The organism is Chryseobacterium sp. MA9 (assembly GCF_024399315.1).
Classification (GTDB): Bacteria; Bacteroidota; Bacteroidia; order Flavobacteriales; family Weeksellaceae; genus Chryseobacterium.
This window is the reverse complement of record NZ_CP075170.1, coordinates 1,914,266-1,934,301: the sequence shown is the minus strand read 5'-3', so window position 1 is coordinate 1,934,301 and position 20,036 is coordinate 1,914,266. Positions and strand designations below refer to the sequence as shown.

Below are 20,036 nucleotides of genomic sequence, written 5' to 3'. Positions count from 1 at the left end.
CCATTCACTTGTGAAGCAAAATTCACTATTGGCATAGCTCCAGTTTCTACAATCAAAATACATATTAAATTAAAATATAACTAAACAAAAAAATGAAAATAACGAAAATAGCAGCTGTATTTCTGGTCATGGCATTCAGTGGAAGAATGATAGCGCAGGAAGCCGAAAAACAGTTGCTGATAAAAGATGCAGATGACAAATTTCCCATTGCTGATGCTTTGGTAAAATATGACCACGGAAACAGCCATACCCATACAGGAACAGACGGCACATTTGCCATTCCTGTAAAATCCCTTCCTGATACCCTTGTGATCAGTCGTCAGGGATATGATGAGGTAAAATGGGTGGTGACCAATGATGAAGATAAAAATAAAGTTATTTTTTTACAGCATAAGCCTTTTCAGATCTCAGAAGTGGCCATCAATCACAGCTCGTTTTTATCAGCCATTACAAAGGTTGACCTGAACAAATTTCCGGTAAACTCAGCACAGGATCTGTTGAGAAAAGTTCCGGGACTGTTTATTGCACAGCATGCTGGTGGAGGAAAGGCTGAACAGCTTTTTTTAAGAGGATTTGATGCTGATCACGGTACCGATGTAAGCGTGAACGTAGACGGAATGCCTGTGAATATCGTTTCTCATGCCCACGGTCAGGGATATTCTGACCTGCATTTTGTGATTCCTGAAACAGTAAACAATATAGATTTCGGAAAAGGAGCTTATTACATGGATCGTGGAGACTTTAACACTGCAGGATATGTAGATTTTCAGACATATAATGGGTTAAAAAACAGTATGATTAAGCTGGAAGGAGGTTCATTCAATTCAAAAAGAGTCTTAGGAATGTTCAATATTCTGCATGATGATCTGGGACGAAAAAATGCATATATAGCAGCAGAATACAACTATACAGACGGACCTTTTGATGTAAAACAGAATTTTAACAGAGTCAATATTTTTGGAAAATACAATCAATGGCTTACTGATAAAGACTATTTCAACATCCAGTTTTCTACATTCAATTCTTCATGGAATGCTTCCGGACAGATTCCGGAACGTGCCGTAGACGAAGGAATCATTGGCAGATGGGGAAGTATAGACCCTACAGAAGGCGGAAAAACTTCCAGAACAAATCTTCAGATGAACTTCAAGCATATTATTTCTCCTTCCGAGCAGATTGATGCCATGGCTTTCTATTCAAAGTATAATTTCAATCTGTATTCTGACTTCACCTTTAATTTAAAAGATAAAGATCATGGAGATGAAATTCAACAGACTGACGGACGAAATATCTATGGTGCCGAGGTAAAATATACCAAAACTTTTGCCCTGGCCAATAGCTCTTTAAACTGGACTTCTGGAATAGGGTTAAGAAATGATGATATCAACACTCTACAGCTTAACCACGTTTATCACAGAGATATGCTGCTTGACAGATTATCAGATGTGACAGGAACGGAAACCAATCTTCATGCATACTCAGGGTTGGTGTGGAAAACCGGAAAGTGGACTATTAACCCAGCTTTGAGAGTGGATCATTTTATTTTTAATATGCACAATCTGCTGGACGTAGAACAGCTTCCGTCCGGACAGTCAAAAGAAGCAACAAGACTGAGTCCAAAATTGAATTTTTCTTATGCTCAGAACGATAATGTGATGTGGTTCCTGAAAACAGGAATGGGCTTTCACTCCAATGACCTGAGAGTGGTAATTCCCAATAAGAACGAAAATACCCTTCCGTACTCTATTGGAGCAGATTTTGGAGTGAGGTTGCATCCATTCAAATCATTGATTATTACTCCGGCATTATGGTATATGGATCTTCAGCAGGAGTTTGTCTATGTAGGAGATGATGCAGTGGTAGAGCCTTCCGGAAAATCAAGACGCTTCGGGGCAGATCTTGGAGTTCGTTTCCAGCCTTTGGAAAACTTTTATCTGAATGCAGATATCAATTATTCCCATGCAAGATTTACCGAAGAACAGAAAGGACAGGACTATGTTCCACTGGCTCCGGTAGTAACCAGTACAGGATCGGTAAACTGGGATTTTCTGCATGGTTTTTCTTTGGGAGTCCAATATAGATATCTCGGGGCAAGACCGGCTGTAGAAGATAACAGCATCAGAACCAAAGCTTACTTTGTCAATGACCTTATGCTTTCCTATAACCGTCAGAAATGGGGAGCGAATGTTCAGCTGAACAACCTTTTCAATGTGAAATGGAACGAAGCCCAGTTTGCAACAGAAACTCAGCTAAAAGGAGAAGCAGAGCCTATTACAGATCTTACTTATACTCCGGGAAGCCCTTTTGGAGTGAGAGTAGGAGTGTATTATAAGTTCTAAATAGGAGAGTGAGAAGTTGAAAGAGTATAAGGGTTGGAGAGAGTAAATTTTTTTTCGGGTTACATGTTTCGGAGTTTTACTATTTACACTTTAGCTTTTTCACTCTTTCGCTTGCCTCCTTTGCTTTAAAATATTTTGTATAACTTTAAATAATCATAACAAGGATATGGAAGTACTATCCAATTTTCAATATAAAAAGCTTTTTCTTCCGAATATTGCGGACAAGATATTAGCCAATAATGCTGATATACAGCTCTATCGGATAGAAAACTATCTTAAAGGAATTCTGATGCCTGTGATTCCGTACCGTACAACGTTCAACTTTATTATCTTCGTTACCAATGGTCATATCAGACAATACCTTGAAAATAAAGAATATCATGCTGAAAAAGGAGGGGTTATCTTTATCAAACAAGGAACAATCACGGCAACTGTTGAGTTATCGGAGGATATTGAAGGTTTCTTCCTGGCTTACGAGAACAATATCCTGTCCGAACAGGAACTGCCTAAACATAAAAGCAGTATCTTTTTCATGACTCCCTTCCTGAATCTTGACAGTCTGACCTACGGAACTATTACACAGCTTCTTCCCATTATGGAGCAGGAATTGTGGCTAAATAATCTCAATATCAATGATGTAGTAGTAACGATGCTTCATCTTATATTAATCAAGATGCTGAGTACAGATTCTGATACCCATCACAAATCTGCGACACGCCCTATGGAGTTATCCCTTCAGTTCCGGGATCTTTTGTTTAAGTATCATGTGGGGGAAAAAAGAGTAGCATTCTATGCCGATAAACTGTCTGTAACAGAAAGTTATCTGAATAAATGTGTAAAAGGTGTTACCCAGAAATCCCCAAAACAGTGGATCAATGAGATTGATATCAATTACAGCAAAGCATTACTTCACTCGAGCAAAGACATTGCAGAGATTGCTTACGAACTGAATTTTCATACTGCCTCCCATTTTACCCAGCTTTTCAAAAAGATTGCGGGCTTAACACCGAAGGAATATCGAATTCAGTTTTTGAGCAATAACAGGATTTCAGTATAATAGGCTGGAAGCTGGAAGTCGGATGCTGGAAGTATTGTAGTAACTTAATCAAGATAAGTTGAGAATTCAAAAAGTTGTTTTTAGGAATATCAAAACTTCCACTTTTTGATTTTCCTAAAGAGATTGCAGGCTTAACACCGAAGGAATATCGAATTCAGTTTTTGAACAATAACAGGATTTCAGTATAATAGGCTGGAAGCTGGAAGTCGGATGCTGGAAGTATTGTAGTAACTTAATCAAGATAAGTTGAGAATTCAAAAAGTTGTTTTTTAGGAATATCAAAACTTCCACTTTTTGATTTTCCTAAAGAGATTGCAGGCTTAACACCGAAGGAATATCGAATTCAGTTTTTGAACAATAACAGGATTTCAGTATAATAGGCTGGAAGCTGGAAGTCGGATGCTGGAAGTATTGTAGTAACTTAATCAAGATAAGTTGAGAATTCAAAAAGTTGTTTTAGGAATTTGAGAACTTCCATCTCCCAGCTTCCATCTCCCAGCTTCCATTCTCCCATCTCCTTACATTTTCTCGTTTTCCAGAATTTTCAGAACCAGCCTTTCCTCTTTTGTCAGATCGGCCTTTCCGTCATTTTCTTCTATAATTTCCAGCTCGTCAAGATATTTTTTGATTGTATTGTTTTCGTAAAGGTTAATGACTAAAGGATGAACATAATATTTTCTGCAGACAGCTGATGTATTTCCCAGGTTCTCAGCGACAATATCCAAGGCTTCTTTTACTTTCTTTTTATATTGAGTATCATTTTCTGCATACCCGATTTCTTTAAAAGCAATTAGCGCGCTTACTGTTCCGGACCATGTTCTGAAATCCTTGGCCGTAAAATCTTCACCACTGATTTCTTTTATATACTCATTTACCATTCCGGAATCTACAGAATGGCGGTTTCCTTCATCATCAAAATACTGGAAAAGTTCCTTCCCCGGGATATCTTTACATTTCTGAATCAGTCGTGACAGTCTTTTACTTCGAAGATCAACATTGTGCATAATGCCTTTTTTCCCTTTAAAAGAAAAAGTAATCTTTTGTCCTTTTATTTGAACATGCTTACCTTTTAAGGTTGTCAGCCCAAAAGAACCGTATAGTTTTTCATATATATTATTTCCAATGCGGATATTGGTTCTTTGCATTAGGCTTACAATTAAAGCCAGGATTTTCCGTTTCTCAAAATTTCTCAGAGCAAGATCCTGTTCTACCTGAAGCCGGATGTCCGGTAACGCATATCCGAACTGAAGCATCCTGTAAAATTTTGTATGATTTCTTAAAGCGCTCCAAAGAGGATGGTAGCGGTATTGTTTTCTTTTCTTGACATCAAAACCTGTTGCCTGAAGATGCCCGTTTTCCAGTGCACAGATCCACACATTTTCCCAGGCAGGTGGAATCACCAGTTTATTGATCCTTGTAATTTCTTCTTTATCCTTTATCTTTTCACCGTCTTTATAATAGGAATATTTCTTTCCGTTTTTTTTACGGGTAATTCCGGCGGTTTCTGCATCGGTGGTATATATGAGATGTACCGCCTTTGCAGAAGCTTCCGGGTCCTTCATGATTTTAACAATTTTTGAAGGCTTAAGGTGAGAAATGATTTCCAGGTCTGTATTCTTCTCCATAAAGCATGGTTAAGAGTTTTTACCCCTCGAAAAAATCAGTAAAAGAATCCCTACTATCACACAGACTAAGAGAATTCCCCACCACATTCCTGCCTTAAAAATTGTTTCTACTGCTTCACAACTTGTTAGTGTCAACAAACTTAATATTGTAATACTGTAAAAGCTCCACTTTTTCATAAGTATATATTTGTTGAGGTGTTAGATTCTGAGTCGGTCAGCCCTCCATTTTTTTATAGACCTTTTAATTTCGTCTCCTGAGATGTTTTCATGAAGGGCTCTGTATAAAAGCTCCTTGAACTCATCATCATAGGTAAATCTCAGTGCAGCAATCTGGTCAAATCTTAATTTTTCAATAGTTTCATCTGATCTTTTATTGAAGATTTCAAAATACCGCTGCTGAAATTCCAGGATCACCATTCGGTTTTGAAGTCCCAATGCATAATGCTGCCGTGTCATAAATGCCAGATAGAAAAGCAGAAAAATAACGATAGAAAATAGAATCCAGGTCAGTTGATTTCCCGGGTCGTCCCAGATTTTATAAATTCCGAAAATCTCCAATAGAATGAGCAAAGGAAGATAAATAAAATGATGAGGCGGATAAAATTTCCTGTGGTTATTGTAGTTCTGCTGTTTCATGGAGTAGATTACAGCAATAATCTTTCCAAAAATTTATTATTTTGATAATGGGGAGGTTTTTTTTAGATGAAAATGATTTATTTTATCAAATATGTTTAACGTTTTTAAATTATAAATGTATCAGTCATTCCAAAACAGTTCATGTACATTCATTTAAAAGTTTAAGAAATCTTAAGTGTACTATTAAAACATAAAAAATCAAATCGCAGATATCTTCAAAAAGAATTCCTGCTAAAATAACAGCTTATTAAGCAAAATAGCCGGTAGATTTCAGCTTCCGACTTCAAATTTTTCGTAACTTTCGGTGTTTAAAAAAGAAAAGAATGACTTCAAAGGAAAAAGTTGCTGCGCTTCGTGAAGAAATGCAGAAAAATAATGTTGATGCATTTATAGTATATTCTGCAGACCCGCATATGAGCGAATATCTACCTGAAGAATGGCAGGAGAGAGCTTGGTTGTCAGGTTTCTTAGGTTCTGCTGGTTTTGTAGTAGTTACCAAAGACAAAGCCGGACTTTGGACAGACGGAAGATATTTTACACAAGCCGCTATCGAGCTGGACGGTTCAGGAATCGACCTTTTCAAAGATGGTATGGAAGGAACGCCTAATTATATTGACTGGATCATTTCAGAAATTCCTTCAGGCGGTAAAGTGGCCGTAAATGCTTTAGCAGCTTCTAATGCCAACTGGGAACTGCTTTCTCAAAAATTTAATTCAAAAAATATTACACTGGTAGATTTTCCGCTTTTAAAAGAAGTCTGGAAAGAAAGAGGAACTCCATCTGCCAATCCTATTTTTGTACATCCCGTAGAAAGAGCCGGTAAATCTGTTTCCGATAAAATTTCTGCCATCCGCCAGAAAATGGAGGATCAGGAAGCTACCGTACATATCATATCAAGTCTGGATGATGTAGCCTGGACAGCCAACCTGAGAGGAAGTGATGTAGAAAGCAATCCTGTATTTTTAGGATATATTGTGATCACTAAAAATGATGCAGTACTATTCACAGGATTAGAAAAAATGGAAGTAGGGGCAAGAAAACAAATGGATGATTCCTTTGTGAAAATGATGCCTTACGAAGAATTCTACAATTACCTGAAGACATTCAAAAATGAAAAAGTACTGGTTTCTCCAAACAGCAACCAGCAGATTTTCGAAACATTAAAAGCAGATAACCAGTTTATCAAAGCTCCGGTTCCGGGTAATCTGATGAAAGCTCAGAAAAACGAAGCTGAGCTGGAAGGTTTCAGAAAAGTAATGGTAAGAGACGGAGTGGCTATGGTGAAATTCCTTTATTGGTTAACTCACAATGCAGGAAAAGAAGCCATGAACGAATATTCTATCGGACAGAAACTGAGAGGATTCCGCGCAGAAGGTGAAAACTTTGTGGGAGAAAGCTTCGGTTCTATCGTTGGATATAAAGATAATGGTGCGATCATGCACTATTCAGCTAAAAAAGAAGGAAGCAAAGAAGTGACCAACGAGGAAACAATCCTGGTAGACTCAGGAGGCCAGTACCTTGAAGGAACTACAGATATTACAAGAACTTTTGCCTTAGGAACCCCTTCGGAAGAGTTTAAAAGAAACTCAACATTGGTATTACAGGGGCTGATCCGTTTATCAATGGTGAAATTCCCGAAAGGAACAAAAGGAGTACATCTTGATGCTATTGCAAGACTTCCTTTATGGATGGAAGGCAAAGACTTCAACCACGGAACAGGACACGGTGTAGGAAGCTTCATGAATGTACATGAAGGACCGCAAAACATCAGAAAAGACCTGAATCCTCAGGAACTTCTTCCGGGAATGGTATGCTCAAACGAACCTGGATATTATCTTGAAGGACATTATGGAATCCGTCACGAAAACCTGATCGCAGTAAAAGAAGCAGAAAAAACAATTCACGGAACGTTCTATGAATTTGAAACATTAACATTCTGCCCGTTCTTCAAAGATACTGTAGTGAAAGAAATTCTTTCAGAAAGTGAAATCGCATGGTTGAATGGTTACCATAAAACGTGTGAAGAAAAGCTTGCTCCTTATCTGGAAGGAGAAGTTAAAGAATGGTTCCTGCAACTGGTAAGTCCTCTTTAATACAATCAATGGGGTAAAGTAGATGTAAATCATATCTTTAAACCTCAGATTTAAACATTAAACAGAAGAATTGTTAGATAAACCAAAGTCCTGTAAGGTATTTCCTGCAGGGCTTTTCTTTTTATACAACCGTATTTTTACGGATATAATTCTAGGGATTCTACTGATTGATAAAAACCGGAGCTAAGTTATCTTTGTACCAACAAAACATCATTCATATCTTCATAAATAACTCAAGTAAATTCAAAACGGTAAATCATCTCGTCCTGAGATGATTTTTTTTGTAACTAATTGAAAATTGTTAAATATATTTATATCAATCTCAAAATTGAGTTGAGACAAAAGATAGATATTCAAATTTGCCATAATGATATAAAAACGCCAAGAACCTATTAGATTATCTTATTTTTAAGTTGGATAAGAAAGTGACGGAGTCGATGATGAAGCTATATGGCTATACGTCCGCTTAAAAAGGATCAATGAAATTGATCCCATCTTTGCCCTCTTGGGATAAAATTCTATAAAAATGAAAACTTTGCGTTGATAAAGAAGCTTACATTCATTTTTTATCCTGATTTTATCTATTTTCGTGATTCATTAAAACCCCTTATTTTTAAGAATGATAATACAGGATTATTTTCGAAGCTTTAATCTGTTTTCAGAAGATGAAATTGAAGAATTTCTAAAGTTTTCCGAACTCAGACTCATCAATAAAAATGATTATTTCATACAGGAAGGAGAACTTTGTAAGGAAGTTGGATTGGTGAAATCTGGTATTTTCCGTTCCTTTTATACCTCTGATGAAGGAAAAGATATGACCTATTGCTTCCGGTTCCCCAATCATATGATCGCTGCGTATTCATCATTTATTTCAGGGTGCCCGAGTAGAGAAAGCATGCAGGCCATTACCAATGCAGAGTTGATTATTCTTAAAAAAGATGCGGTAGATGAACTGGTGCAGAACAGCCTTAACTGGACAAAATTTTTAAAGATCATTGCAGAACAGGAATATCTTGAACTTGAAACACGTTTTTTTCAGCTTCAAAGAGATAGCGCAGCCCAGCGGTATGAAACATTATTAAAGAATCATCCTGATTATATTCAGAACATTCCATTGCAGTATCTGGCTTCCTATCTTGGAATTACACAACGTCACCTGAGCCGTATAAGAAAGGAAATTTCTTTTTAGACATTTGTCCTGCTTATTGAAACAGGAGCGCTCTACTTTTGTCAAAAAAAGTTATGGAGCAAAATATTCTGATTATTGGTGGAAATGGATTGGTAGGAAAGACAATTTCCCGCATTCTGAAATCAAGAAACCCTCATCTTACTGTTTTTATCGGAGGAAGAAAAGGTGGAAAAACAGACAAAGATCTAAAGATCGATGTCACAGATCCTTCCTCTTTTAAAGTGATCTCTGAGAAAAAAATACATCTCATCATTCTTTCCGTGAATGACAAAGAAGATCACGTACTTCGTTTTGCCATTGCCCATCATATAGATTATCTGGATATTACAAAACCTACTCCGGCTTTGGTTAAGGCCTATGATATTGCCGGAAAATCAGAAGTGAACAGCAGAATAGTCTTCAGTTCAGGCTGGATGGGCGGAATTGTACCGGGATTAGTCAATACCCTTTCCAATTCAGATGATATTAAGGAGGTAAAGGTTTTTGTGTATTACTCTGTGAAAGACCTGGCAGGAGAAAGTTCAGCACATTTTATGGCAGAAAACGTAGCTGTTCCTTTTGTGCATTATAAGAATGACAAACCTGTTTCTATCAGGCATTTTTTAGATACAGAATCTTTTAAATTCTCTTTTGGAATAGGAGAGAGAAAGGCTTATAATTTTGATGTACCAGATCTCTATATTCTTAATAAGGTAGAACGAATTCCCGGAGTAAGTGTAAAAATGACTTATAACTCGAAATTCATTACCTGGCTGCTGGGATCTTTTCAATACCTGAGAATATTCAATATTTTATCATTAAAAGAAAGAAAAATGATTTTTGGATCCAGTGGAAACGGAGATCAGTCTGTGTTTGAAATTGTGGTGAAAGATAAAGCAGGTCAGAAGAAACTAAGCTTACGAAGCATGAAAGGGCAGGCAGAACTTACTGCTTTATCTGCTGTTCTGCATACCGAAGAACTGCTGAGAAATCCCCATGAAAATAATGTGTATTTCAGTCATCAGCTGCATGACCCTTTATCATTAATGAGCCAGCTTCATACCTATGAAACCATCAATATCAATGTCACACAATGAAAAAAATAGCAATTATCAACGGGCATCCTAATAAAGATTCTTTCAACTTTGGGATTACAGAAGCTTATAAGGCTGGGGCCGTAGAAACAGGAGCTGAAGTAAAGGAAATTGTCATCAGAGATTTAAATTTCAATCTTAATCTACAGTTTGGATACCAGAAAAGAATGGAGCTTGAACCGGATTTGCTGAAATCCTGGGAAATAATCCAATGGGCAGATCATCTGGTTTGGGTGCATCCGGTTTGGTGGGGAGGATTTCCAGCCCTGATGAAAGGATTCATAGATCGTCTTTTTTTGCCCGGAATGGCTTATAAATTCAGGGAGAATTCTGTCTGGTGGGATAAATTGTTAAAAGGAAAAACAGCCCATATTCTTACGACATTGGATCAACCGGGCTGGTATTACCGTTTGTTTTTTGGAAGACCCAGCGTCAATCAGCTTAGAAAATCCATATTGGAATATTGTGGTGTAAAACCCGTTAAACTAACTTACATCGGCATCATCCGGAATTCTAAAGATGAGCAGCGGGCTCAGTGGTTAAGAAAAGTGAAAGAATTAGGAAAGAAACAAAAGTAATCTAACAACATATCATGATAACTTTATCTGACAATAATTGATTTCTATTGTCAGATAAAGTTTCAGTTCCCTGTTTTTACAATCCCTTTTTCCCCTCAATCCAGTAGGCTTGTGATTTTATACATTTGGGAGAAACTCCTCTGGCTTTAAGGAATTTTCTGATCAGAGACATTCTTCCTCCGTTTCCGGTGAGGTAGAAAACAGCATCATCATTGTAGATAGCCTCTTTTTCTTCCATCAAAAAGTCATTCAACGCTTCAATTATTCTCATTGTATTATTTTTAGGACTGTGATAGCCATATAAATTCAGTTTTTCAAGAGCAGAACATTCTTCCAGTTCATGGAGACAGACAAATAAAGAACCATTTTCCTCTACGGCCTTTTTGATCGAAAGAGAACTTCCCAGTGAAGTTTCGTCACCCACAGAAAAATGGATTTTTGCATTGGGAGCAAAGAATTGTTTTCCTCTTGGCATTAAAAGCTTTATAGAATCTCCGGCTGAAAGTTGGGTTACAAAATGACTTCCTGCGGCAGATGCATCATGCAGGTGAAATAAAACATCAAAAGTCCCTGCTTCCTGATTGAAGTTGAAGGGAGAATAATTCCGGAAATCGCGGCCGTTAATTCTTATTCCTATTGCATACGCAGGTTCGTAAGAAACATCCTGTAAATCTGTTTGAAAACGTATAAGACGAAGATCATTCGTGATTTTTTCTATATGGATAACCGTACAGTCTTTAAATTTTGAGGACCAGACATTTTCTACAGTGTCATTGATCCATTTTGGTAAGCTCGGCATAAATCATTTTTATTGCAAAGGACGTTGCAAAATCAGAAAATACCGATAGCTGTTTCATGGGAAAAATTGGACTATTCGTGGTTAGTGTTTGTTTTTATGCAGATCCCGGAATTCTGATGGTGATTGGTCTTCCAGTTTAGAAAATAAGCGGCTGAAATAAGTGTGGTCGCTATATCCTAATTCATAAGCGATTTCTTTTACGCTTAGGTTGGTAAAGACTAGCAATCTTTTGGCTTCAATTAAAATTTCCTGATGAATCCAGTGTTGTGCGGGCTTCCCGGTTGCTTCCCGGACTGCCTCCGTTAAATATCCTCTTGTAATATTTAAAACTTCTGCATATTCAAATGGACTTTTCGAGGTTTTAAAATCCTTCCGAACCAAAGTTCTAAATGTTCTTGACAGTTGTAAAGCCCGATTTTCGCTGGAAGCAGGAGATACATTCTTCTGAGAATAAATCATGGCAAACAATCCCAGGAATGCATTAAGCAATGATTGCACAACCAGAAATCCTTCTTTGCTGGAAAGCATCTCGTTCGTATAGGAGGCATGAAGCATGTCGGCTGTTGTATTTATTTTTTTGACAAGGCTTTTATCTATAGGCATTGGTTGTATTTCCCCCAGGGATTCATCAAAAAAAGAACGTACCATATCAGGTACAAGTTCTGCTTTAACAGCTACAAACCATCCGCAAACGTCTTTCATTAATAGGCCCTGATGTACCTGTCCCGGTAATACACAGAAAAGAGTGGAATCTTTTGCTTCAATCGTTTTAAAATCTACCATCATTCTTACATGACCGCTTTCCATGCAGGTGAAAATGTAATGACTATCCCGGTGTATTCCTTTGTCCAAAAGAATATCCTCAGCATTCTGAGTACGCTTATCCATTCTTTTGACATGGAATCTGTGGTGGGAAATACCGTTTAAATCATAAGTAGGAATAGTCTGTTTCATCTGTAAACCTGTTGTGATGAGGATAAATACGCAACCACAAAATTACGTATTTTCACGGTTTTACATCCGGAATATTAATCTCAAATTCGCGGTGAATAATGATGATGTTTTCTTTAGATCAGATTTTATATGAATATACAACGGAATTCGGAACAGAAAGAAACCTGTTCCGGATTTTATAGAATGCTGTTTTATTTTTAATATTGATATTGATCCTGTTGATTGTTATTTTGCTTTTGAAAAAGCCATTTTTATAGCCAGATAGGTCAATACACTGGCCATAAACCATTTCTGAACCTTTATCCAGGCCGGATTATTGGAAAAGAATAGGGCAACTCTTGCCGCTGTTAATACAATGATAAAGTTAATGCTGAAGCTGATCAGAACCTGAATAACTCCAAGTTCAAGACTCTGCGTGAATATGGAACCATACTCAGGTTTGATAAACTGAGGAAAGAAAGACAGGTAAAAGACGGCCACTTTTGGATTTAATACATTCGTTAAAAAACCAATGGTAAAAAGCTTTTTGGGACTGTCATGAGGAACATTTTTATCAACGTCAAAAATATTCCTGCTCTTTGGTTTTATAGCCTGATAGGCAAGATATAAAAGATAGACAGTTCCCATGGCCTTAAGAACGGTATAAGCCAATGGAACGGCCAGCAAAACTGCAGTCAGACCAAAAGATACCATGATGATGTGGAATAAAAAACCACACACCACTCCCGCCAGGGAAATAAACCCGGACTTTTTCCCTTGCGTTATAGATTTTGAAATCAGGTAAATCATATTAGGACCGGGACTGATCACTAAGATGAGTGCAGCCAGGATGAAAAAAATAAGTTCGTGAAATGGAATCATTGGTAGTCGTTATTTAATTGTGAGTATTCCCCGCACAAAGATACAGACTGTACCTAATCCGTCATTATAAAAAATTGAAGAAATATTAATTTTCACTCAATTAGGTTTTATTTTCCACTTGAATGTGATTTAAAATAAATACCAGTCTGTTTTTTTTGTAAATTTCAACACATAAAATAATTATCATTCACAAATAAATATTATCATGACTACTGAAAACATCTTTGAAGCCATCAGAAAATGGAAAAATCTTATTGATTCTTATAAAAATGGAATTAACATAAATGGGGCGGAAATTTTGATATTTTTAAAACAAGGAACTCATTTCAGTGTTTCGGGTGAAGAAATAGAACAATGGAAAAGAAACCTTGGAACAGAAGAACTGAAAAGTATTCATGCGTATGTAGGTATTCATGAGGAGCAGTTGAAATTTTTCCTGATTGATTCTAAAAGTGATAAGGATGCCGATTTTAGTAACATCATTATTAAAGAATTTTCAAGCAAGTTTCCTGAAGAGAAGATGGAGAGCAGTAATGACCAAGAAATGATCCCACCTCCAATTACATCTGAATCAGCCATTAACCGCAATTTCAGATGGAATATGTTTGGCACAGCATGGATACAGGCCCAGCAAACAGAAAATATCTTTCAGTTGATTTCCATTCCGTTTTCAGATTATGATAAAATGGGAATTACAGGAGGACAAACCTGTATCAGTTTCTTTGGACTTACTGATGATCTGGAGAAAAAAGATCCGGATTTTCCTTATCATATCGAAATTATTACAGTGAAAAGCCTTGCAATTAATCATATGAGTGAGACCGCAGAAAATTATTCTACTCCAAGACCTCCTTTTACCGTTGATACTCTTAATGATTATCAACTTTTGAAGCAAAGCACCAGTGTTTTCGTATAACAGTTTATCCCTGTATTTACAAATTATTATTAACCTGGTCTTATGTACCGGGCTGATTGTATTGGTAAAAGATGGGATAAAAACAAAACTTCCTGTGATTGTGCTTCTTTCAGGAGATTTTATGCTGGAACTGACGGACTTAACGGACCGGCTGATGAAATTAAATACACTCAATACGTACAATTATATACTGAGCCAGTTTTTTGGTTTGATGATCCTTACTGTCATCTATAACAATTATTATATCCAGCTTTCCCGTCAGTTAAGATGGATAATCTATGGCTATGCAATATTGACATTGATGACTAATATATTGTATGTGCAAAATGATACACAGGTTACTTTTTATTCCAATATTATCACCAGTATTATTATTTGTAGCTACGCCGTCTCTTATTTTATGAAGATTATCAGGGAAGGTAAGGCAGATAGGGATATGTTTATCGTGAACATCATTGTTTTCCTGTTTTTTTCTATTGAATGTATCATATCCACTACCTTTAATTTTTTAATCAGCAATCATCTGAGCTGGGTAGCTCCTGTCTGGCTTTTTAGAGGCATTTTGCTATTGTCTTTTTATATTGCTTTTATTAATCTGGGATGTGGCGTTGGGAAAATCAGGATCAGATAGTTCTATGGATATGGATCGGTATTGGGCTATTTTTTTTAACGACGTTATTCATTACGTTATTGGTCATTAATTATTTAAAAAGTATAAAAAAAAATAAGCAGAAAGTCTCTCAGCTGGTCCGGAATAACCAAAAAGAATATTGGGAGAATACACTTCTTTTACAGGAGCAGGACAGGGAACGTCTGGCAGAAGAACTTCATGATAATATTATCTCACAGTTGAATCTCATCCGTTTAAATCTTACGGATAAAAATCCGGAAGAGCTTAATCGTGATTTAAAAAAATCTATGCAGTTGATAAGAGAATTATCGCATAATCTTACACCACCGGATCTCGATGAGGTTGATCTGGCGGATTTAATTGCAGATTATCTTGCACAGATTAATAAAAATATAGAGGTCATTTTCCGCCATATTACAATAAAAACTCCGATCAGTAACCCTGTAAAACTAAATCTTTTCAGAATTGTTCAGGAACTGATCACCAATATTTTGAAACATGCTGAAGCAACCAGAGTGGATGTCTCTCTAAGAATCTCACTGAACTACCTGATATTAACAATAGAAGATAACGGTCGTGGTTTTATCGTAGAAACCCACTCCGGAGGTATTGGTCTTAGGAATATTCAGTCAAGAGCACAAAAGATTAAAGCAATCTATAAACTTAAAACACAACCTGAAAAAGGAACAAAATTTATAGCCTGTATGGCATTACAATAAAAAAAATAAACATGGAACACTCAAAAATTAAAATAGGCATTGTAGATGACGACCTGCTGTTTGTACAGCTTTTGAAAAATTATATCGATAATAATGGAGATTATCAGGTTACGCTGACCTCAACAGGCGGTTATCAGTTTCTCACTGAAGATTCTGGATCTTTAGATATTCTGATTCTGGATCTGAGAATGACGAACGGTGATGGCCTTGAAGTAATGTCTGAGTTGGCCAAAAGGGAAACTGAAACAAAAATTATTGTTCTTTCCAGTTTTTATCGCCGTTCGTTCATGGGACAGATGCTGAAAATGGGAGCCCATGCCTTTTTGCCCAAAGAAATTGAATTACAGGAATTATTAGCTGTTATCAAAACCGTTCACCATAGAGGACATTATTTTTCCAATGATCAGATTGATGTCATGAGAACCCAGCTTTCCAATAAGCTCCCGGAGTTTCATGCCTTTTCTAAGAATGAGCTTACCGATAGAGAAGTTGATGTTCTGCGATTGGTTTGCCAGCAGCTGAGCACTAAGGAAATTGCAGATTCTCTGTTTATTTCTCCCAAAACTGTAGAAACCCATAAAACCAACCTGATGATCAAAACAGGAGTGAAAAATATGGCTGGGCTTGTTATTTATGCAGTACAGAATCAGGTTATAGATCCGAATGAGATTGTATTATTTGATAAATAATTATTATCCAGAAAGAATCAGGGAGCACATGATTGTACTCCCTGATAACAAGAAATCTAAAAATACACTATAATTTAGGATTCAATACTTTAGCAATAGAAACCGCATCTGCTACAGTGTCCAGACTATAGATCTGAAGAATACCCTGAGTGGTAGCTGCCTGACCTAAAATGTTCTGTTGATTTTGTGCATTCACTGCATTTTCAAACATGATTCCTGTAGAATGGGCAGCGGATTGGTAGACGTTACTTAAAGCCATTGCAGGAGATTCTGCTACTACTTTTACGTTCGATTGTGTTACTGCGTCTGTGATTTGTTCGTTTACTGGCATAATGATTATTGTTTATTTGGGTTAAAAAACAACCGGCTTTTCCGGTTGCTCGGATGGTATTAAGCTTTTCGCAAAAATGGATTATGGGTTAAGGATTTTAGCCATAGAAACTGCATCTGCGATGGTATCAAGGCTGTAGATCTGTGCGATACCTTGCGTAGTAGCTGCTTGATTTACAATGTTCTGTTGGTTTTGTGTGCTCACTGCATTTTCAAACATGATCCCTGTAGAATGAGCTGCTGTCTGGTATACATTGCTTAAAGCTACTGCAGGAGATTCTGCTACTACCTTTACGTTCGATTGCGTTACTGCGTCTGTGATTTGTTCGTTTACTGGCATAATGATTATTGTTTATTTGGGTTAAAAACAACCGGCTTTTCCGGTTGTTCGGACAATGGTATTTAAGCTTTTCGCAAAAATGAATTACGGATTAAGGATTTTAGCCATAGAAACAGCATCTGCGATGGTATCCAGACTGTAGATCTGAGTTACCCCTTGTGTAGTGGCTGCCTGAGTGACAATATTTTGTTGGTTTTGTGTATTTATTGCATTTTCAAACATGATTCCTGTAGAATGTGCAGCAGATTGATACACGTTGGCTAAAGCCATTGCAGGAGATTCTGCTACTACCTTTACGTTGGATTGTGTTACTGCGTCTGTGATTTTTTCGTTTACTGGCATAATGATTATTGTTTATTTGAGTTAGAATAACCGGGTTTTCCGGTGGTATAAAATTGTTTTATTTGCGGTATGCAAAAATGGATTAAGGTTTAAGAATTTTAGCTATAGAGATGGCATCGGCAATGGTATCTTTACTGTAGATTTGAGTGATACCCTGCGTAGTAGCTGCTTGCGTAACGATGTTATGCTGATTTTGAGCATTTATCGCATTTTCAAACATAATTCCTGTAGAATGGGCTGCAGATTGATACACATTACTCAAAGCCATTGCAGGAGATTCTGCTACTACCTTTACGTTGGATTGTGTTACTGCGTCTGTGATTTGTTCGTTAACTGGCATAATGATTATTGTTTATTTAGGTTAAAAAACGACCGGATTTTCCGGCTGAGAATACTTTTTCTCAAAAAAGTTTAAAAAATTACGGCTTAAGAATCTTAGCAATGGAAACTGCATCCGCTACCGTATCCAGGCTATAGATCTGCAGAATACCCTGAGTGGTGGCTGCCTGACCTAAAATATTCTGTTGGTTTTGTGCATTTACAGCATTTTCAAACATAATTCCTGTAGAATGTGCTGCAGATTGATACACGTTGGCCAAAGCCATTGCAGGAGATTCTCCTACTACTTTCACGTTCGATTGCGTTACTGCGTCTGTGATTTGTTCATTAACTGGCATAATTGTAATTGTTTTTTTGAGATCTGATCTCGGTTAATAATTATTGAGATAAACTAGTTTTCTATTTTATTTTAAACTCACTACAGATCCTGCAGATGAATACATTTCAAAAGCATTGGTATTGACAGGTTATAAGTGATTAGATCTGAAGGGTGGCTCTGAATACAATGGTTGAGACCTTATCTGTAAAATCTGTGTGAGTTTAAAGCATATTTCTTGATAAAAAGGATGCGGTTTTTATTTTTAATATCTGTCTTAAAAATAAATTTCTGCTGTAGATATGCTGGCTATGCTGGATTCCTTTGGGCTTAAGATGGATTCTGAATGACTGCTTCTGTACATAGACAGCATCTGAAAGACGGTGCAAAATAAATGTTGACCTGATTGTATATATTGAGGGCACCGGATTTCATCTTTACATAGAAAATAAACCGCATCCGTGGTTGTGGGGAAACCGGAATTAAAAACGTCCTTTTCTAAATAGTCCTGATTCTTTGTGTTTCAGCTTTCCGGATCCCATTTTTTTTACTCCCATGACATAATTGGTAATTCCCATCATAGAATCCCTTTGCTGGTTTAATGCAGAGTTGATTCGCATTAATCCCGTAGAATGCGCACTTACCTGTGTTGAAATAGCATTAGGTACAGCGGTAGACATTCCCATAATGATAGTGTCAATTTCGTTCATAATATCTATTGGTTTTGATGTTTTTATGGACGGATATTGCCAAACCTGGCATTCAGTTTATTCATTCGGTCCATTATTTTGAGCTCTTTCTCCTTTACCTTCGCAGTTGATGCCTCCTGAAGTCTTTTCAATTGTTCTTCATAGTTCATCATAGGAGGATCATCCTGAGCCGGTGTGGCAGCCTGTGCCTGAGGAGCTTCTTGCTGTTTCACGGCTTCTTCCAGTTTTTCCAGCAGAGGAGCCAGTGATTTCATGGTCTCTTTGATGGCTTTATCCCTGATATAATTAATGATTTCATCTTCATGTCTTAAAACAAAAGGCATGATTTCTTTTTCGATGATTTCAGGTTCCGTTACAGGTACCGGAGGTTTGTGAGCGGGGGCCTTTTTGCGGATTCTTCTGCGCATAAGTATTGTTTTTTATAATGTTGGAAATAGGTGAGCACCTACTTACAGCAAATAATTAATGAATGCTGCCGCAGCCCTCCAGTCCCGGTTGATATCTTTTACTACATTATATCCTGTAATTTCCAAAGCGACACACGCTGAAACAGCACTGGCTGACAACATTTCTTTTAACTGATTAGGAGGAAGGGTAAGGATATAATCATCCGGAATGATAAGCGATTTACTGCCAGCTGGAGGCGTTTCATTCACTATAATACTCAGGATTTCCTGAAAATAATGAGCAATCAGCTTGGATGCCTGAAATTCCAGTTCCCTTTTTAATTCTACTATTTCATCCTGGGCTACCAGATCGGAAATAGCACTTACATCCACATCATGTACGGAATATTGTGCTTCACCTGTGTCTGATGGAGTAATCGTAATATCCGTCTTTAATATCCATTTTGATTTTTCGAGATTGACCGTAAGAAGATTTGAATCATAATCAGGAACGGCAATTTCGCTTAAAGTGGTAAAAGGTAAGATTCTTACATTACAGTAAAAGACTTTTGGGTCATCCAGCTTTACCATGATGATGGCAATTCCCGTTGATTTATCTTTAGGTTCCACCACAAAAGACTGAAAATGATTATATCTTTTACCTCCTCTGCTGATGCAGTTGACCAGTCTTATGGATGGCTGAATATTAATATCAGAAGTTTGAAGATTGAATACAAAACGCTCCGAATTGTGTTCTGTCTTTTTGGGGTCTGCACTTTTGGTGTCCAGATAATTGATTTCACCATTTTTAGTCAGATAAAGTCGTTCGTTTAAATCATTTAAACTTTCCAGGTTTAAAATTTTGGCGGGTTTGGTTGTTGAAGAATAATTCATTTTTTATTTATTTTAATTTTTTCAAGGAGTTGACTTATTATTGTTTTTTTCTTTGGGTGTACTTCAGATTCTTCCGAAGGAATTACTGCTTCCTTAATCTCTGGTTTTACGAGTGGCTGTGTCAGTTTTACTGACTTTAATACTAATTTTCCCCCATGATCAGCCGTGATAAAGCTTTTTCTCATACCTTCCTTTTCTGATGTGACTTCTTCCGGAACCG

General features: G+C 37.0%; 24 protein-coding genes. 10 read left to right on the top strand and 14 right to left on the bottom strand.

What is annotated here, in order from left to right; translation table 11 throughout:
- Positions 1-92 precede the first annotated feature (92 nt).
- Both KIK00_RS08695 and KIK00_RS08690 read left to right on the top strand, forming a co-directional pair.
- Positions 93-2,339, top strand: a complete 2,247-nt coding sequence (locus tag KIK00_RS08695) for a TonB-dependent receptor plug domain-containing protein (RefSeq protein WP_255816169.1) — start codon at positions 93-95, stop codon at positions 2,337-2,339.
- 166 nt (positions 2,340-2,505) lie between these two features.
- Complete coding sequence (locus KIK00_RS08690) at positions 2,506-3,396, top strand: AraC family transcriptional regulator (protein ID WP_255816168.1); 891 nt, start codon at positions 2,506-2,508, stop codon at positions 3,394-3,396.
- Positions 3,397-3,914: 518 nt separating this feature from the next.
- On the opposite strand, the gene KIK00_RS08685 is transcribed toward KIK00_RS08690, so the two are convergent.
- Both KIK00_RS08685 and KIK00_RS08680 read right to left on the bottom strand, forming a co-directional pair.
- Positions 3,915-5,021 (bottom strand): DNA topoisomerase IB, encoded by a 1,107-nt coding sequence (locus KIK00_RS08685; RefSeq protein WP_255816167.1) that lies wholly within the window; start codon positions 5,019-5,021, stop codon positions 3,915-3,917.
- A gap of 198 nt (positions 5,022-5,219) precedes the next feature.
- Positions 5,220-5,657 (bottom strand): DUF6526 family protein, encoded by a 438-nt coding sequence (locus KIK00_RS08680; RefSeq protein ID WP_255816166.1) that lies wholly within the window; start codon positions 5,655-5,657, stop codon positions 5,220-5,222.
- A 323-nt stretch (positions 5,658-5,980) separates the two neighbouring features.
- Between KIK00_RS08680 and KIK00_RS08675 the strand changes: the two genes are divergently transcribed.
- The 4 genes from KIK00_RS08675 (at position 5,981) to KIK00_RS08660 (ending at position 10,590) form a co-directional block, all read left to right on the top strand.
- On the top strand, positions 5,981-7,750 hold the full coding sequence (locus KIK00_RS08675) for an aminopeptidase P family protein (protein ID WP_255816165.1): 1,770 nt from the start codon (positions 5,981-5,983) through the stop codon (positions 7,748-7,750).
- A 622-nt stretch (positions 7,751-8,372) separates the two neighbouring features.
- Complete coding sequence (locus KIK00_RS08670) at positions 8,373-8,939, top strand: Crp/Fnr family transcriptional regulator (RefSeq protein WP_255816658.1); 567 nt, start codon at positions 8,373-8,375, stop codon at positions 8,937-8,939.
- 53 nt (positions 8,940-8,992) lie between these two features.
- Positions 8,993-10,015 carry a saccharopine dehydrogenase gene (locus tag KIK00_RS08665; protein WP_255816164.1) on the top strand — a complete coding sequence of 341 codons (1,023 nt, stop codon included), beginning with the start codon at positions 8,993-8,995 and terminating at the stop codon, positions 10,013-10,015.
- Complete coding sequence (locus tag KIK00_RS08660; protein ID WP_255816163.1) at positions 10,012-10,590, top strand: NAD(P)H-dependent oxidoreductase; 579 nt, start codon at positions 10,012-10,014, stop codon at positions 10,588-10,590. Before KIK00_RS08665 ends, KIK00_RS08660 begins: the two co-directional genes overlap by 4 nt.
- Positions 10,591-10,666: 76 nt before the next feature.
- Here KIK00_RS08660 and KIK00_RS08655 read toward each other — a convergent pair whose 3' ends face one another.
- From KIK00_RS08655 to KIK00_RS08645, 3 genes are all read right to left on the bottom strand, one after another.
- A complete protein-coding gene (locus KIK00_RS08655; RefSeq protein ID WP_255816162.1) occupies positions 10,667-11,389 on the bottom strand; it encodes a siderophore-interacting protein in 723 nt (240 codons plus the stop codon).
- Between the two features lie 81 nt (positions 11,390-11,470).
- The gene (locus KIK00_RS08650) at positions 11,471-12,343 is read right to left on the bottom strand and encodes an AraC family transcriptional regulator (RefSeq protein ID WP_255816161.1); all 873 of its coding nucleotides are present in this window, start codon (positions 12,341-12,343) and stop codon (positions 11,471-11,473) included.
- Positions 12,344-12,568: 225 nt separating this feature from the next.
- Positions 12,569-13,204: a LysE family translocator gene (locus tag KIK00_RS08645; RefSeq protein WP_255816160.1), complete on the bottom strand. Its 636-nt coding sequence runs from the start codon at positions 13,202-13,204 to the stop codon at positions 12,569-12,571.
- A gap of 205 nt (positions 13,205-13,409) precedes the next feature.
- Between KIK00_RS08645 and KIK00_RS08640 the strand changes: the two genes are divergently transcribed.
- Genes KIK00_RS08640 through KIK00_RS08625 form a run of 4 tightly spaced genes read left to right on the top strand, consistent with a single transcriptional unit; the run spans position 13,410 to position 16,159 of the window.
- Positions 13,410-14,120, top strand: coding sequence for a hypothetical protein (locus KIK00_RS08640; protein WP_255816159.1), 711 nt, complete (start codon positions 13,410-13,412; stop codon positions 14,118-14,120).
- On the top strand, positions 14,107-14,751 hold the full coding sequence (locus KIK00_RS08635; RefSeq protein ID WP_255816158.1) for a hypothetical protein: 645 nt from the start codon (positions 14,107-14,109) through the stop codon (positions 14,749-14,751). Before KIK00_RS08640 ends, KIK00_RS08635 begins: the two co-directional genes overlap by 14 nt.
- On the top strand, positions 14,721-15,470 hold the full coding sequence (locus KIK00_RS08630; RefSeq protein WP_255816157.1) for a sensor histidine kinase: 750 nt from the start codon (positions 14,721-14,723) through the stop codon (positions 15,468-15,470). Before KIK00_RS08635 ends, KIK00_RS08630 begins: the two co-directional genes overlap by 31 nt.
- An 11-nt stretch (positions 15,471-15,481) precedes the next feature.
- The gene (locus tag KIK00_RS08625; protein ID WP_255816156.1) at positions 15,482-16,159 is read left to right on the top strand and encodes a response regulator transcription factor; all 678 of its coding nucleotides are present in this window, start codon (positions 15,482-15,484) and stop codon (positions 16,157-16,159) included.
- A gap of 67 nt (positions 16,160-16,226) precedes the next feature.
- Here KIK00_RS08625 and KIK00_RS08620 read toward each other — a convergent pair whose 3' ends face one another.
- The 9 genes from KIK00_RS08620 to KIK00_RS08580 form a co-directional block, all read right to left on the bottom strand.
- Complete coding sequence (locus tag KIK00_RS08620; RefSeq protein ID WP_047378387.1) at positions 16,227-16,490, bottom strand: RebB family R body protein; 264 nt, start codon at positions 16,488-16,490, stop codon at positions 16,227-16,229.
- Between the two features lie 81 nt (positions 16,491-16,571).
- On the bottom strand, positions 16,572-16,829 hold the full coding sequence (locus KIK00_RS08615) for a RebB family R body protein (protein WP_255816155.1): 258 nt from the start codon (positions 16,827-16,829) through the stop codon (positions 16,572-16,574).
- 84 nt (positions 16,830-16,913) lie between these two features.
- Positions 16,914-17,171, bottom strand: coding sequence for a RebB family R body protein (locus KIK00_RS08610; RefSeq protein ID WP_255816154.1), 258 nt, complete (start codon positions 17,169-17,171; stop codon positions 16,914-16,916).
- Between the two features lie 82 nt (positions 17,172-17,253).
- Positions 17,254-17,511 (bottom strand): RebB family R body protein, encoded by a 258-nt coding sequence (locus tag KIK00_RS08605; protein WP_255816153.1) that lies wholly within the window; start codon positions 17,509-17,511, stop codon positions 17,254-17,256.
- 79 nt (positions 17,512-17,590) lie between these two features.
- A complete protein-coding gene (locus KIK00_RS08600) occupies positions 17,591-17,848 on the bottom strand; it encodes a RebB family R body protein (protein WP_047378383.1) in 258 nt (85 codons plus the stop codon).
- 460 nt (positions 17,849-18,308) lie between these two features.
- Positions 18,309-18,536 (bottom strand): RebB family R body protein, encoded by a 228-nt coding sequence (locus KIK00_RS08595; RefSeq protein ID WP_255816152.1) that lies wholly within the window; start codon positions 18,534-18,536, stop codon positions 18,309-18,311.
- Positions 18,537-18,559: 23 nt separating this feature from the next.
- Entirely contained in the window at positions 18,560-18,943 is a 384-nt protein-coding gene (locus KIK00_RS08590; RefSeq protein ID WP_255816151.1) for a hypothetical protein, read from the bottom strand.
- Between the two features lie 42 nt (positions 18,944-18,985).
- Entirely contained in the window at positions 18,986-19,816 is an 831-nt protein-coding gene (locus KIK00_RS08585; protein ID WP_255816150.1) for a hypothetical protein, read from the bottom strand.
- The gene (locus tag KIK00_RS08580; RefSeq protein ID WP_255816149.1) at positions 19,813-20,001 is read right to left on the bottom strand and encodes a hypothetical protein; all 189 of its coding nucleotides are present in this window, start codon (positions 19,999-20,001) and stop codon (positions 19,813-19,815) included. Before KIK00_RS08580 ends, KIK00_RS08585 begins: the two co-directional genes overlap by 4 nt.
- Positions 20,002-20,036 lie beyond the last annotated feature (35 nt).